Source organism: Syntrophotalea carbinolica DSM 2380 (assembly GCF_000012885.1).
Taxonomy (GTDB): domain Bacteria; phylum Desulfobacterota; class Desulfuromonadia; order Desulfuromonadales; family Syntrophotaleaceae; genus Syntrophotalea; species Syntrophotalea carbinolica.
This window is the reverse complement of the sequence record NC_007498.2, coordinates 2585096-2598099: the sequence shown is the minus strand read 5'-3', so window position 1 is coordinate 2598099 and position 13004 is coordinate 2585096. Positions and strand designations below refer to the sequence as shown.

Annotated in this window: 15 protein-coding genes; 12 read left to right on the top strand and 3 right to left on the bottom strand. The window is 56.2% G+C overall.

Annotated elements, in window-relative coordinates:
* Nucleotides 1-5: 5 nt before the first annotated feature.
* Nucleotides 6-512, bottom strand: a complete 507-nt coding sequence (locus tag PCAR_RS12185; protein WP_011341980.1) for a DUF721 domain-containing protein — start codon at nt 510-512, stop codon at nt 6-8.
* A 282-nt stretch (nt 513-794) separates the two neighbouring features.
* Here PCAR_RS12185 and ffh point away from each other — a divergent pair, with 282 nt between their 5' ends.
* The 11 genes from ffh (at nt 795) to rsmI (ending at nt 9114) form a co-directional block, all read left to right on the top strand.
* Nucleotides 795-2144 carry a signal recognition particle protein gene (ffh, locus tag PCAR_RS12180; protein WP_041531369.1) on the top strand — a complete coding sequence of 450 codons (1350 nt, stop codon included), beginning with the start codon at nt 795-797 and terminating at the stop codon, nt 2142-2144.
* A gap of 170 nt (nt 2145-2314) precedes the next feature.
* Complete coding sequence (rpsP, locus tag PCAR_RS12175) at nt 2315-2575, top strand: 30S ribosomal protein S16 (RefSeq protein WP_011341978.1); 261 nt, start codon at nt 2315-2317, stop codon at nt 2573-2575.
* Between the two features lie 59 nt (nt 2576-2634).
* A complete protein-coding gene (locus tag PCAR_RS12170) occupies nt 2635-2868 on the top strand; it encodes a KH domain-containing protein (protein WP_011341977.1) in 234 nt (77 codons plus the stop codon).
* Entirely contained in the window at nt 2868-3395 is a 528-nt protein-coding gene (gene rimM, locus PCAR_RS17945) for a ribosome maturation factor RimM (RefSeq protein WP_011341976.1), read from the top strand. Before PCAR_RS12170 ends, rimM begins: the two co-directional genes overlap by 1 nt.
* Nucleotides 3395-4138, top strand: a complete 744-nt coding sequence (gene trmD / locus PCAR_RS12160; protein WP_011341975.1) for a tRNA (guanosine(37)-N1)-methyltransferase TrmD — start codon at nt 3395-3397, stop codon at nt 4136-4138. The genes rimM and trmD overlap by 1 nt, the downstream gene beginning before the upstream one ends.
* Nucleotides 4139-4696, top strand: coding sequence for an RNA methyltransferase (locus PCAR_RS12155; RefSeq protein WP_011341974.1), 558 nt, complete (start codon nt 4139-4141; stop codon nt 4694-4696). It begins immediately after the preceding gene.
* Between the two features lie 46 nt (nt 4697-4742).
* Nucleotides 4743-5090, top strand: coding sequence for a 50S ribosomal protein L19 (rplS, locus tag PCAR_RS12150; protein WP_011341973.1), 348 nt, complete (start codon nt 4743-4745; stop codon nt 5088-5090).
* Between the two features lie 86 nt (nt 5091-5176).
* Entirely contained in the window at nt 5177-5806 is a 630-nt protein-coding gene (locus PCAR_RS12145; RefSeq protein ID WP_011341972.1) for a ribonuclease HII, read from the top strand.
* Nucleotides 5803-6174: a YraN family protein gene (locus PCAR_RS12140; protein WP_011341971.1), complete on the top strand. Its 372-nt coding sequence runs from the start codon at nt 5803-5805 to the stop codon at nt 6172-6174. Before PCAR_RS12145 ends, PCAR_RS12140 begins: the two co-directional genes overlap by 4 nt.
* Nucleotides 6175-6308: 134 nt before the next feature.
* The gene (locus PCAR_RS12135) at nt 6309-8267 is read left to right on the top strand and encodes an NAD(+) synthase (RefSeq protein ID WP_011341970.1); all 1959 of its coding nucleotides are present in this window, start codon (nt 6309-6311) and stop codon (nt 8265-8267) included.
* On the top strand, nt 8257-9114 hold the full coding sequence (rsmI, locus tag PCAR_RS12130) for a 16S rRNA (cytidine(1402)-2'-O)-methyltransferase (RefSeq protein WP_011341969.1): 858 nt from the start codon (nt 8257-8259) through the stop codon (nt 9112-9114). The genes PCAR_RS12135 and rsmI overlap by 11 nt, the downstream gene beginning before the upstream one ends.
* Before the next feature lie 112 nt (nt 9115-9226).
* Here the strand turns inward: rsmI and PCAR_RS12125 are convergent, their stop codons facing one another.
* Together PCAR_RS12125 and ligA are read right to left on the bottom strand one after the other, a co-directional pair.
* Complete coding sequence (locus PCAR_RS12125) at nt 9227-9505, bottom strand: acylphosphatase (RefSeq protein ID WP_011341968.1); 279 nt, start codon at nt 9503-9505, stop codon at nt 9227-9229.
* Nucleotides 9502-11517, bottom strand: coding sequence for an NAD-dependent DNA ligase LigA (gene ligA, locus PCAR_RS12120; RefSeq protein ID WP_011341967.1), 2016 nt, complete (start codon nt 11515-11517; stop codon nt 9502-9504). The genes PCAR_RS12125 and ligA overlap by 4 nt, the downstream gene beginning before the upstream one ends.
* Nucleotides 11518-11677: 160 nt before the next feature.
* Between ligA and PCAR_RS12115 the strand changes: the two genes are divergently transcribed.
* Nucleotides 11678-12931 (top strand): HlyC/CorC family transporter, encoded by a 1254-nt coding sequence (locus tag PCAR_RS12115; protein WP_011341966.1) that lies wholly within the window; start codon nt 11678-11680, stop codon nt 12929-12931.
* Nucleotides 12932-13004 lie beyond the last annotated feature (73 nt).

Sequence of the window (13004 nt, the reverse complement as noted above, 5' to 3'; positions counted from 1 at the left end):
TCTTTTTATTTTTTGTCGGTTTTGGCTTTGCGGGCCTTGTCGAGGCGTGCCTGCATTTCCATCAGGTGGCGAAGATGCCGGCGTATCTCGTCATCGGCCAGCCCGGCGACGGTTTCTTCAATGTGCCGTTGTTCGCCTTCGCTCAGAGGTGCGTTTTGCCAGCTGCTTGGTAACGCGTGCTGTTCCGACTCGGTTCGGGATGTGCCGGTTCGCCCATGACGCAAAAACAGGTCGTCGATGAGATGCTCACCCAGCTGTTCATTGAGTTTTGCAAGAATGCGGGGTTTCATGAGCTGTAACTGTTGCATCCATACCGGGTGGTCGACGCGTACCTCGAGAATGGCGCCGCGCAGGCGCACCGGTTTGGCGCGGGCAGCGATTTGCGTTCCCACGACGGCTTCCCAGAACTGCCAGACGCGGTATCGGCTGAATTTGGTATCCATGCCGCGGGCTGACAGCCATTTTTGCAGAATATGTTGTACGCCGTCGATACCGGAACGTGAAGATCTCATGGGTGATGCTTCCAATTGAAAGGTTTGCTTGGGGTTCCGACGTCAGTCTAGCTTTCCCCGGTGCGGGTGTCAACGATGCATGCGCCGACTGCCTTTGGAGCTCGTTGTTACAGGGTGTGCCGGTTGTCTGCCGGCGACTCAGTGAATCGCTGGGTTGGTAACGCCAAAACTTGGCCGCATGAATAACCTGGGACGGTGTTTTCCCTTGACAACGGATGGGGGCTCTCCTATAGTTCGCATTTACGCTAGACGTGTTTTCACCGTACCGACAGGCTAATGACCATGTTTGACAATCTGACGGATAAACTCGATTCAGTCTTCAAAAAGCTGCGCGGGCAAGGGCGGCTTACCGAAGATAATATCAAGCAGAGCATGCGAGAAGTCCGCCTGGTGCTGCTTGAGGCAGATGTCAACTTTCGCGTGGTCAAGAACTTTGTAGCTACAGTGCGCGAGCGTGCTGTCGGTCAGGAAGTGCTTAAAAGCCTGAATCCGGCTCAACAGGTCATCAAGGTGGTACGCGATGAGCTGGGGCGTCTGATGGGCGAGGGCGAAGATAATAGCCTCGACCTGGCGGCCCGTCCACCCGTGCCGATCATGCTGTGCGGTTTGCAGGGCGCGGGGAAAACCACTTCCTGCGGGAAGCTGGCCCTGCAGTTACGCAGGCAAAAACGCAATCCCCTGCTGGTGCCGGCCGATGTTTATCGTCCGGCCGCGATCGAGCAGCTCAAGACGCTCGGCAAACAGCTGAATATCCCCGTGTTCGATTCCAATCCGGACGTCGATCCCGTAAAATTGTGCACGGACGCCAGGGAATTTGCAGAACTCAACGGTTACGACACCCTGATTCTGGACACCGCCGGTCGATTGCATGTCGACCAGGAACTGATGGCGGAGTTGCAGCGCATCAAGCAGGCTTTACAGCCGCGCGAGATTCTGTTTGTCGCTGACGCCATGACCGGTCAGGATGCTGTAAACGTTGCCGAGAGTTTCGACCAGCAACTCGATGTGACCGGCGTGATCCTGACGAAACTGGATGGCGATGCTCGTGGCGGCGCGGCTTTGTCGATTCGCGCTGTAACCGGCAAACCGATCAAGTTTGTAGGGCTGGGGGAAAAGCTCGATGCCCTGGAAGTGTTTCATGGCGATCGCATGGCGCAACGCATCCTCGGTATGGGGGACGTTCTGTCCCTGATCGAGAAGGCCGAAGCCGCTGTCGATAAGGAAGAAGCGCAGGCCATGGAGCAAAAGCTGCGCAAGGAAGGCTTCACGCTTGAGACCTTTCGCGATCAGCTTAAAACGATTAAAAAAATGGGTTCCATGGAATCTTTGCTGAAACTGATCCCCGGTGCCGGCAAAGCCATGAAGCAAATGGGCGGCATGCAGCTTCCCGACAAGGAACTCAAAAAGATCGAGGCCATTATCAATTCCATGACATCGGCTGAACGACGCGACCAGCGCATACTCAACGGGTCGCGACGTCTGCGCATCGCCAAAGGGAGCGGTACCACAGTTCAGGATGTCAATCAACTCATCAAGCGCTTTTCCGAAGCGCAGAAGATGATGAAGAAAATGCAGAAGCTCGGCCCCAAAGGCATGAAAAACCTTATGGGACGGGGCGGAATGCCTATGTAAAGCAGTTGTGACCGGTCGGTTCTGCCGGTCATTAACTACAGGCGAGCCGTTTCGGCGGCATCGCGCGGGCCAAAACGGCCCGCTTTTTAGTGGCTATTAAAAAGCAAAGAACCTAATATACTTTAACCACCATCGAAAAAACGTTTTGGAAACACCAGGAGGAATAACACATGTCGGTAAAAATCAGACTGGCTCGCGGCGGCGCCAAGAAAAAACCTTTCTACCAGGTCGTGGTAGCGGACGAACGGTTCCCGCGTGACGGTCGTTTCATCGAGCAACTTGGTCAATATGATCCCCGGCAAAATCCGTCGATGGTCACCTTGAAGGAAGATAAGACGCTTGAATGGTTGAATAAAGGTGCTCAGCCCACCGATACGGTTCGCCGTTTGCTGCGTACCCAGGGCGTCTGGGCCAAATTCAAGCAGGCGTAAGGCATCTGATGCCGAACCGGTGACCAGACGGGCCGCTTTTCTCCAAAGGACCGATGACTATGAAGGAGCTGATCGAATTCATCGCTAAATCCCTGGTAGAAAATCCTGACGCGGTTTCCGTTACAGAGGAACAAGGAGAAGACGGTAGTATTCTCCTGAAGCTCGCGGCAGCTCCCGAAGATATGGGGCGTATTATTGGCAAGCAGGGGCGGACCGCGAAAGCGATGCGCACCTTGCTTAATGCCAAAGCGACCCGTGAGGCTAAGCGGGCTTCTTTGCACATCATGGAGTAATGGTTCTGCAACAAAGCGATTTGCTGATTCTAGGGGTTGTTATCGGAACCCACGGGTTGCGTGGCGACCTCAAGATCCGCGGTAGTGACCAGGATTTTCCCTTGTTGTCCAAGATGCACCAGCTTGTCTTTCTGCGTGAAGGCGAGACGGTGCTGAAGTGCGCCCGTCGCAAGGCCGGCTGGTACAAGGGGCATCTTCTGTTGCAGATTGCCGGTTATAGAGATGTTCGTGCCGTTCAACATCTTGTTGGATGCGAGGTTGCCGTTCGTCGAGATGATGTTCCCGGGTTGCCTGCAGGTGAATACTACTGGTTTCAGCTTAAGGGCATGACCGCCGTTGACCGTCGGTTGGGTGCCCTCGGTTGCCTTGAGGATATTTTCACCACTGCGGCCCATGACATCTACGTGATTAACGGGGACTATGGCGAGGTTTTAGTGCCAGCCGTCAAGGCCTTTATTGCGGATGTCGATCTGGAGAGCAACCGTATATTGTTTGATCTGCCTGATGGGCTGGTTCAGGAAACCTGATGTTCTTTGATGTTTTGACGCTTTTTCCCGGAATGTTCGCTTCTCCCTTTGCCGATAGTATTATGGGCAAAGCGGTGAAACGGGGCCTTGTGCAGATCACAGCTCATCATTTGCGCGATTGGGCCGAAGGCAAGCACCAGATTACCGATGATGTTCCGTACGGCGGCGGCGAAGGGATGGTTCTAAAGCCGGAACCCGTTGCGCGGGCATTGCGAGACCTCCGGCAGCGGCGGCCGCACAGTCGCGTTCTGCTGATGACACCCCAGGGTAAGCCTTTCTGCCAGGAATCGGCACGGCAGCTTGCAGGTGAGGAGTCGCTTGTTTTTGTCTGCGGGCGCTACGAAGGCTTCGATGAGCGTATTCGCTCCATGGTTGACGACGAGTTCTCGCTCGGGGATTTCGTTCTGACCGGCGGTGAGCTGGCAGCTATGACGATTATCGATGCGGTGGGCCGTCTGGTGCCCGGCGTGCTCGGTAATCGTGACAGTGCAGCGAGCGATTCCTACAGTGACGGGTTGCTGGAGTACGCCCAATACACCCGGCCTGCAGAATTTGAGGGCATGAAGGTCCCTGATGTGCTGTTGTCCGGCAATCATGCCGCCATTGCGCGCTGGCGTCGACAGCAACAGCTGTTGCGTACCTGGCTTAGGCGTCCCGATCTTCTGGAGCGTGCCTGTCTTAGTGATGAAGATCGCCGCATGTTGCAGGAACTGCAGCGTCAAGCGGATAGCGGTGAACAGTAAATGAGTACGCCCGTGGCCGTTGCCTTGGTACATTACCCTATCGTGGATCGACGCGGCGATACGGTGAGTACGGCGGTTACCAATCTTGATCTGCACGATATCGCCCGTACCGCCAGAACGTATGGCGTCGATCGATTTTACGTTATTACGCCGGTCGTCGAACAGCAGACCCTGGTCCGGCGTATTCTTGCCCACTGGCACGAAGGACACGGCGCCGCATACAATCCTCACCGCGGCGAGGCGCTGTCCCTGATCAGGGTTGTCGCTTCCCTGGATGAGGCGCTTGCGGATTGGCGATCATTCGCCGGGCCAACCGCTGAGCCCGTGCTGACCGGCGCCTCGCGCACCGACGGGATCGGCGTGGACGCATGCAGGGCCTTGCTCGATAAGATTCCGCTGATGCTGGTGTTTGGTACCGGCTGGGGACTGGCACCGGAGCTTTTCGAGTGCGGCTGGAAGGTGCTCGAACCGATTCGGGGACGGGGCGTATATAACCATTTGCCGGTGCGTGCAGCCGCCGCGATCATACTTGATCGGCTGCTTGGCACGTCGGCCTAAAATCAAAATCACTGAATGCAAAGACTCGCTCTAGAGGAGGATGAGAATGAATATTATTGACCGTTTGGAAATGGAACAGATGAAGAAGGATATCCCTGCCTTCAAAGCCGGTGATACTCTCAGGGTCCACGTTAAAATCGTGGAAGGTGATAAGCGGCGTATCCAGGTTTTTCAAGGCGTTTGCATCAAGCGTCACAATAAAGGATTGGGTTCGACGTTTACCGTGCGCAAGATTTCCGATGGCATGGGTGTGGAGCGTGTTTTCCCTCTGCATTCACCCAATATCGACAAGATCGAAGTCATGATGGTCGGTCGTGTGCGTCGCGCCAAACTGTACTATCTGCGTAAACTGCAGGGCAAGGCTGCTCGTATTCGCGAGAAGCGTAGCCTCTAATCGTTTGTCATACCGCAAAAGCCCCGGTTGTTATGCCGGGGCTTTTGTTTTTTCGGCCCTGCCTGTTGCTCGATAGAGGGACCGTTATGCTCGAGCTTTTTCCTTCTGAAGATGTATCACCCCTGTACTTTGAACAACGCCTGAGCCGTCAGGGGTACCGCAGGATTGCCGGTATCGATGAAGCCGGTCGGGGTCCCTTGGCCGGGCCGGTGGTCGCCGCCGCTGTTGTTCTCCCGCCCGTATTCGATCTTCCCGGCCTGAACGATTCCAAAAAAATATCCGCCAAACTTCGCGAAAAGCTGTTTCCGCAGATCCGCCGACAGGCCCTCGATTACGGTATCGGACTCGCCAGTGCGCAGGAGGTTGATGGGCTCAACGTTCTGCAGGCGACTTTGTTGGCCATGCGGCGTGCCCTCGACCGCCTGGCCCAACCCGCCGATTATCTGCTGGTCGATGGCATTACCCCGGTGCCCTTGCCGCTACCGCAGAAAACCCTCAAGCAGGGGGATAGTCGATCCTTGTCTATCGCCGCCGCTTCGGTGCTGGCTAAAGTGGTGCGTGATCGTTTGATGACGACCTACGATGCGCGTTTTCCCGAATATGGATTTGCCGGACACAAGGGATATGGCAGTGCCGCGCACCGTGCAGCCATTGCGCGGTTGGGTCCCTGTCCGTTGCATCGCGCAACCTTTCGCGGCGTGCGAGAATACCTGTGACCTACCAACGCTTAAGCCTCGGACGTTGGGGCGAAGATATCGCTGCCGGGTATTTGCGGCGCCAGGGTATGAAGATTCTGGACCGCAACATACGTACCCCGGTCGGCGAGCTCGATATTGTTGCCCGGCACAAGCGCATGCTGATCTTCGTCGAAGTCAAAACTCGTCGCGGCATTTCCCACGGTTACCCGCAAGAAGCGGTCGGGGCCGCCAAACAACGTCAGATTCTGCGAGCCGCACAGTGGTATCTGGCCGAGCGTCGGTTGGATCGCCTGCAACCGCGTTTCGACGTGATTGCGGTGCGGAGACGGGGTGACGAGGCCGAGGTCGAACACTTTCCCGGTGCTTTTGATGTCGATGGCTGGTAGCCTGTATGTTCCGTCTGTGGGGAAACGGTTGGTTTTTTTCTCGTTAGGCGGTTAGAATGCCGGAGTTCGGAAAACTCAGCGATTTTCGGTGATACAGGGACTCTCTCTTGGAATGTAGAAAAGGATAGATTGTTATGGAAATTCGTATGGCATCCCATGGATTTGTCAGGATCGGCGTATGTACGCCGGCTACCAAGGTGGCGGATGTTGCCTATAACTGCGAACAAATCCGCAAGCTGGTCGCGGAGACTCCGGACTGTCGTTTCTTTCTGTTTCCCGAGTTGTGTCTTACCGCCTATACCTGTGCCGACCTCTTTTTTCAACCGCTGCTTGTGGATCAGGCGCGTAAGGCCATCGTTCAGTTGGCCGAGTTTACCGCTGAACATCGGGTGACCATGGTGGTCGGAGCGCCGATCGCTCATCGCGGCAGACTGTTCAATTGCGCGGTATTTCTGTCTGGGGGGCGGATTCTCGGGATTGTGCCTAAACGGTTTTTGCCCAATACCCAGGAGTTTTACGAAGAACGCTGGTTTTCCTCTGCTGCGGATCTGACCGCGACGGAGTTGATGTGGGACGGTGAATCTATTCCCTTTGGTAACGATCTGCTGTTTCGTGCCGAGGGACTGCCCGATTGTATGATCGGTATCGAAATTTGCGAGGATGTGTGGGTTGCCAATCCGCCCAGCGGGCAACTGGCTGTGGCTGGGGCCAATGTATTGTTGAATCTTTCGGCTAGCCCTGAATTGCTGGGCAAGATGGAATATCGTCGCGCCCTGGTGCAGAACCAGTCGGCACGTTGTCTTGCCGCTTATGTCTATGCTTCCTCCGGCCCCGGTGAATCAAGTACCGATCTGGTGTTTTCCGGACATTCACTGATCGCGGAGAACGGTACCATTTTGGCCGAAACGGAACGTTTCCGGTTTGACAGCCAGATCGCAGTGGCGGATGTCGATATTGAGCGGTTGGTCAACGAACGTTTCAAAAACAACAGTTACGGAGGGGCCCGGTCGGATGCCTCGTATCGGGTTATCGACTTTCTTCTGACCGATGTGACTACCGAGCGACTGCGGCGGCCTGTCGCCGCCACACCCTTTGTGCCGCCGGTCGAGGAAGAGCGGGCCCATCGTTGTCATGAAATTTTCGAGATTCAGACCACCGGGCTGGCCAAGCGCTTGCTGCACACCGGCGCCAAGCGTGTCGTTATCGGCATATCCGGCGGTCTCGATTCGACCCTGGCTTTGTTGGTGACGGTCAAAGCCTTCGATAAATTGGGCTATGACCGTTCGGGTATCGAGACCATTACCATGCCCGGTTTCGGAACCACGCAACGTACCCGCGGCAATGCCGAACGTCTGGCGGAATTGCTTGGGACCGGATTGCGGGTGATCTCCATCGATGCTGCGGTGCGCCAACACTTTGCCGATATCGGGCATGACGAGACGGTGCACGATATTACCTATGAAAACTCCCAGGCCCGCGAACGTACCCAGATCCTGATGAATGTCGCCAATCAGGTCGGAGGCCTGCTTATCGGCACCGGCGATCTGTCGGAACTGGCCCTGGGGTGGTGTACCTACAACGGCGATCATATGTCCATGTATGCAGTCAATACCGGCGTACCCAAGACCCTGGTGCGTTACCTGGTGGCCTGGTGTGCGGATGCGGAATTCTCCGGCGATATCTCCGCCATTCTGCACGATGTCTGCGATACCCCCGTGTCGCCGGAATTGCTGCCTCCGCATGAAAACGGTGAAATCAAGCAGCGTACCGAGGATAAGGTTGGCCCTTATCTGCTGCACGATTTCTACCTCTATCATGTGGTGCGCCTGCAGCATCGGCCGTCGAAAATTTTTTTCCTGGCTCGTCAGGCGTTTGGCGATCAGTTCACCGCCAGGGAAATTCTGCATTGGTTGCAGACCTTTTATCGGCGTTTTTTCTCCCAGCAGTTCAAACGCTCCTGTCTGCCCGATGGACCTAAGGTCGGTAGCGTCGTGCTTTCGCCGCGCGGTGACTGGCGTATGCCCAGTGATGCCAATGCAGCTGTGTGGCTTAACGATTTGAAGCAGCTTGAAGGAGTGGTGGGTGAAGAATGAAGCCGTGAATCCCGGGGTTCTTTATCTGGTGGCGACGCCCATCGGAAACCTGGAGGATCTGACCTTTAGAGCCTTACGCGTGCTGAAGGAAGTTGACCTGGTAGCTGCCGAGGATACGCGTCACAGCCGCAAGTTGTTCAGCCATTACGGCATAACCACCGCTCTGACGTCCTATTTCGCTCACAATGAGAGTGTCAAGGGGGAGCGCATTCTGGAAATGTTGCGGCAAGGAAAATCGGTAGCCTTGATTACCGATGCCGGAACGCCGGCCATTTCCGATCCCGGATTTTTGCTGGTGCGGGCCTGCCGCGACGAAGATCTGCCGGTCACCGCGGTGCCGGGGGCTTCCGCCGTGATCGCCGGTCTTTCCGTGGCCGGCCTGCCGACGGAGCGCTTTGCCTTTGAGGGGTTTATCCCACCCAAAAGCACGGCGCGACGCAAACTGTTCAAAACCCTGAGTGCGGAGAAGCGTACCCTTGTTTTTTATGAGGCGCCCCATCGTCTGGTGGCCTGTCTGGCCGACCTGATGGAGGAACTCGGCGACGAACGGGAGATCGCGGTGGTTCGCGAATTAACCAAGCTGCACGAAGAGGTTTTTCGCGGTACCGCCAGCGAAGCTCTTGCGCATTTCGCGCAGGGCAGGGTACGCGGCGAGATCGTGCTGCTGGTAGGGCCGGCTCCCGAGGAACAGCAGCAGGAGACGGTACAGGAGGCGTTGCTTCGATGGCGCAGGGATACCGACCTGCCCATGCGCCAGATTGTCAAGGAGGTGGCCCGGCAGTTCGGACTGCCTGGCAGTGACGTGTATAAGGAAAGCCTTAAGTTGCGAGATGAAGATCAGGCGTAACACCGCTTCTTACCCTTGGTGTTCCTCATTTTCGATATCCATCGAGACCTTTGTGTCCTTGCTGCTGAAAGCAGGAATGGTTATCTTGACCAGACCGCAGCAGGGACCGCGTTCAGAATCTTACCTCGAAGCGCTCGAAAACGCCTTCGACGATTTCCCGCTGAATGGTCAGCCCTGCAACCTTGCTGGCCGGGGGCCCTTTTTTGAGCGCAGCCAGCCATTCTTCCACCTGTTGTCGGGGGCCTTCCGCAACGGCCTCGACGCATCCATCCTCCAGGTTTCGCACCCAGCCGGTCAGCTCGAGGCTGATGGCTGTTTTGTAGGTGAAGTGGCGAAATCCGACCCCTTGCACGCGACCGTTTACTTTGACCTTTACCCGTATCGGTTTCATGCCTCCTCCAGTGTGTCGATCATCTGCAGGAACTCTTCTTCGCTGAGAATCTGGATGTTGAGTTGACGAGCCTTTTCCAGCTTGCTGCCAGCGGCTTCACCGGCAACCACGCAGTCAGTTTTTTTGCTGACGGAACCGCTGGCGCGTCCACCCAACCGTTCCACCATTTCCTGCGCCTGTTTGCGTGAGAAACGGGTCAGGCTACCGGTAAATACGAAGGACTTGCCAGTCAGGGGGCCGCCGCTGCGCTTCTCTTCCGCTTGCGGTGCAACCCCGGCGCGTTGCAGAGCAGCGAGAATCTCGCGGTTGCGCGATTTGGCAAAAAAATCGGTGACGCTGTCGGCGACCTGGGGACCGATCTCGTGTATGGCCAGCAGTTCCTCGCGGGTGGCGTGCGACAAGGCATCCAGAGAGCCGAACTGCCGGGCCAACAGACTGGCCAGGTGTTCCCCCACGTGGCGAATGCCCAGGGCAAAAAGGAAGCGACCCAAAGGGCGGGTTTTGCTTGCGGCGATGGCGGTCAACAGTTTTTCCGCCGATTTGTCCGCCAGGCGTTCGCAAAGCAACAGGTCTTCTTTGGTAAGATGGTAAAGATCCGCCACACTCTTGATGAGCTCCCGTTTCAGCAGTTGCTCGATGGTGCGTTCACCGAGGCCATCGATATCCATGGCGCGACGGGCGACGAAATGTTTAATCGATTCGCGCAGGCGCGCCGGGCAGGACATTTCCTGGCAACGCGGCACCACTTCACCTTCGAGCTTGACCACCGGTCCGCCGCAAGCCGGGCAGCTTTGCGGTAGGGGCACGCTGCGCTCTTGGCCGTTACGGTGTTCCGTCAGTACCTTGACGACATCGGGGATGACGTCGCCGGCGCGCTCGACAACCACCGTGTCGCCTATCAGAACGTCGAGGCGCGCGATTTCATCCCAGTTGTGCAGACTGGCGCGCGATACCGTGACACCGCTGACCTCAACGGGTTTCAGTTGCGCCACCGGCGTTATGGCACCGGTACGCCCGACTTGCAGCACGATATCTTCAACCACAGTAACCGCTTGACGGGGGGGGAACTTGCAGGCAATGGCCCAGCGGGGGGTACGGGTTTTTTCCCCCAATTCGCGTTGCAGGGCCAGATCGTCGACTTTGACCACCATGCCATCGATCTCGTAGGGGAGTTCGTCTCGGCGCTGTTGCAGCTGACGGAAATAGTCCGTGACTTGTTCGATGCCTTCAAGGGTGCGCGAGTGTTCCAGATTGACGCGCAGTCCCCACCGATGCATGCACTTCAGCAATGAGTGGTGGCTGGCGGGATGTTCTCCGGAAAGCTGGCCGATGCCGTAGCAGAATATTTTCAGTGGTCGCTTGGCGGTGACTGCGGAGTCGAGTTGGCGCAGACTGCCGGCGGCGGCGTTGCGCGGGTTGGCAAATACCTGTAAGCCTTCTTCCTCGCGCTCATGGTTAAGTTTTTGAAAGTCGTCCAGGTCGATATAGACCTCGCCGCGAACTTCCAGAAGCGCAGGCGCTTCGCCGCTCAGTACCAGAGGTATGGAGGGGATCGTGCGCAGGTTTTCGGTGATGCCCTCGCCGGTGGTCCCGTCGCCGCGGGTGGATCCGACGGAGAGGATTCCGTCTCTATAGACCAATTCGACCGCTACCCCATCCATTTTTAGCTCGCAAACGTACCGCACCGGTGCATCGCTGGCCAGAAGTTTCCGGATGCGGGCGTCGAAGTCATAAAGTTCATCTTCGGTCAGAGCGTTTTCCAGGGACAGCATGGGGCGGCTGTGGGGTACTGGCGTGAATTGCGACAGAGGCGAAGCGCCTACGCGCAGGGACGGCGAAGCGGCCGTCACCAGCTCGGGATACGCTTTTTCCAACTCAAGCAGTTCCCGAAACAGGCGGTCGTATTCCGCGTCGGTTATTTCAGGGCGATCATAGGTGTAGTAAAGCCTGCTGTGGCGATGCAGTTCGTCACACAGTTGTTGATAACGGCGGATTCGTTGTGCCTTGTCCATAAATACCTCGCAGGTGGCGTTGCTTGGCAGGTTTAACTGCAGAGCGCTTATAGCACAGCGCGAAGTGTATTTCAAACCTGTCAATTGTAATCCGGGCAGGCATGAGGTAGAATCGCAAAACTTTTTATGTACGAATATTCATAGTGTGGAAAGGTTATGAATGCAAGATTCAATTCTCTATGTCGGCGGCCTGACTTTGCTGTTATTCATGTCGGCTTTTTTCTCCGGTTCGGAAACAGCGCTGCTGTCTCTGGATTCTCTGCGGGTCAAATACCTGGTACACAAAAAGAAACGCGGTGCCAAGCAACTTGAACTGGTTCTCAGCCGGCCGGACAATCTGCTGGGCGCCATTCTGGTGGGAAATAATCTTGTCAATATCGCCGCGTCGGTGTTTGCCACGACCTTTTTCGTCAAGCTGTTCGGTGCGCGCGGCGAGCTCATGACCATCGTTATCCTTACGCCGCTGCTGCTGGTGGTATCCGAAGTCTGTCCCAAGACCTTCGCCGCACGCTATCCGGAACGGGTGTCGTTTTTAGTGTTGCGGCCGATCATGTTCATCATGATGCTTTTGCGTCCGGTGGTCTGGTTGGTGACCGGCTTTTCACGTTTGTTGACCCTGTTTGTCAAAAGTGAACCGCAACCGGTTATTTCCGAGGAGGAGATTCGCACTCTGATCACCGTCGGTGAGCAAAGCGGTGTGGTCGGCAAGGACAAACGAAAGATGCTGGACGGCATTTTCGACCTTTCGCAGATTTGTGTCCGGGATGTCATGATCCCTCGTACCGAGATAGCGGCACTGGATGTTTCATTTTCTTTTGCCGAGGTTTTGCGACTGGTGCAGCAGTCCAGTCATTCGCGATTCCCGATTTACGAAGGATCGCTCGATAATGTCATCGGGATCATTCATTCCAAAGATATTTTGCGTTATGTGCATATCTCAGAAGAATTTTCCCTGGAGAAGCTGGCCCGCAAGCCTTATTTCGTTCCCGAATCCAAGCGCATCAATACCCTGCTGCCGGCTTTTCAGCGGCGCCAGGTGCACATGGCGGTGGTGGTTGATGAATATGGCGGTGTTGAGGGGTTGGTGACGCTGGAGGATGTGGTCGAAGAGATCGTCGGCGAAATCCGGGATGAATACGATATCGATGAGGACATGGTTTGCGAGTTGCGGCCCGGACGTTATCTGCTGGACGCCAGCATTTCCCTGCGTGCGGTTAATCAACGTTTTGGCCTCGAATTGTCGGAGGAGCATGCCTCGACACTGGCCGGTTTTCTGCTGGGCGTGCTGGGCAGTATCCCGCGCGTCGGAGACAGTTGCGAGGTGGATAAAAGTCATTTTATCGTGCGCAAGGTCATTCACCATCGTATCGAGGAAATCGAATTGCTTCTGCCGCCCGATTCGCCCGATCCCTGAAACTGCTTCCGCTTTTTCGGCGCGTGCAAGTCGGGTTAACCCCCGGTTTTCTGAAGCATGTCGGGGCTGGCCG

Coding starts and splice junctions, on each gene's coding strand:
- rplS (WP_011341973.1), top strand. CDS start 4,743: ATGAATATTATTGACCGTTTGGAAATGGAACAGATGAAGAAGGATATC.
- PCAR_RS12125 (WP_011341968.1), bottom strand. CDS start 9,505: ATGAAACCGATACGGGTAAAGGTCAAAGTAAACGGTCGCGTGCAAGGG.
- rimM (WP_011341976.1), top strand. CDS start 2,868: ATGGTTCTGCAACAAAGCGATTTGCTGATTCTAGGGGTTGTTATCGGA.
- trmD (WP_011341975.1), top strand. CDS start 3,395: ATGTTCTTTGATGTTTTGACGCTTTTTCCCGGAATGTTCGCTTCTCCC.
- PCAR_RS12170 (WP_011341977.1), top strand. CDS start 2,635: ATGAAGGAGCTGATCGAATTCATCGCTAAATCCCTGGTAGAAAATCCT.
- PCAR_RS12115 (WP_011341966.1), top strand. CDS start 11,678: ATGCAAGATTCAATTCTCTATGTCGGCGGCCTGACTTTGCTGTTATTC.
- ligA (WP_011341967.1), bottom strand. CDS start 11,517: ATGGACAAGGCACAACGAATCCGCCGTTATCAACAACTGTGTGACGAA.
- PCAR_RS12145 (WP_011341972.1), top strand. CDS start 5,177: ATGCTCGAGCTTTTTCCTTCTGAAGATGTATCACCCCTGTACTTTGAA.
- PCAR_RS12185 (WP_011341980.1), bottom strand. CDS start 512: ATGAGATCTTCACGTTCCGGTATCGACGGCGTACAACATATTCTGCAA.
- ffh (WP_041531369.1), top strand. CDS start 795: ATGTTTGACAATCTGACGGATAAACTCGATTCAGTCTTCAAAAAGCTG.
- PCAR_RS12155 (WP_011341974.1), top strand. CDS start 4,139: ATGAGTACGCCCGTGGCCGTTGCCTTGGTACATTACCCTATCGTGGAT.
- rpsP (WP_011341978.1), top strand. CDS start 2,315: ATGTCGGTAAAAATCAGACTGGCTCGCGGCGGCGCCAAGAAAAAACCT.
- PCAR_RS12135 (WP_011341970.1), top strand. CDS start 6,309: ATGGAAATTCGTATGGCATCCCATGGATTTGTCAGGATCGGCGTATGT.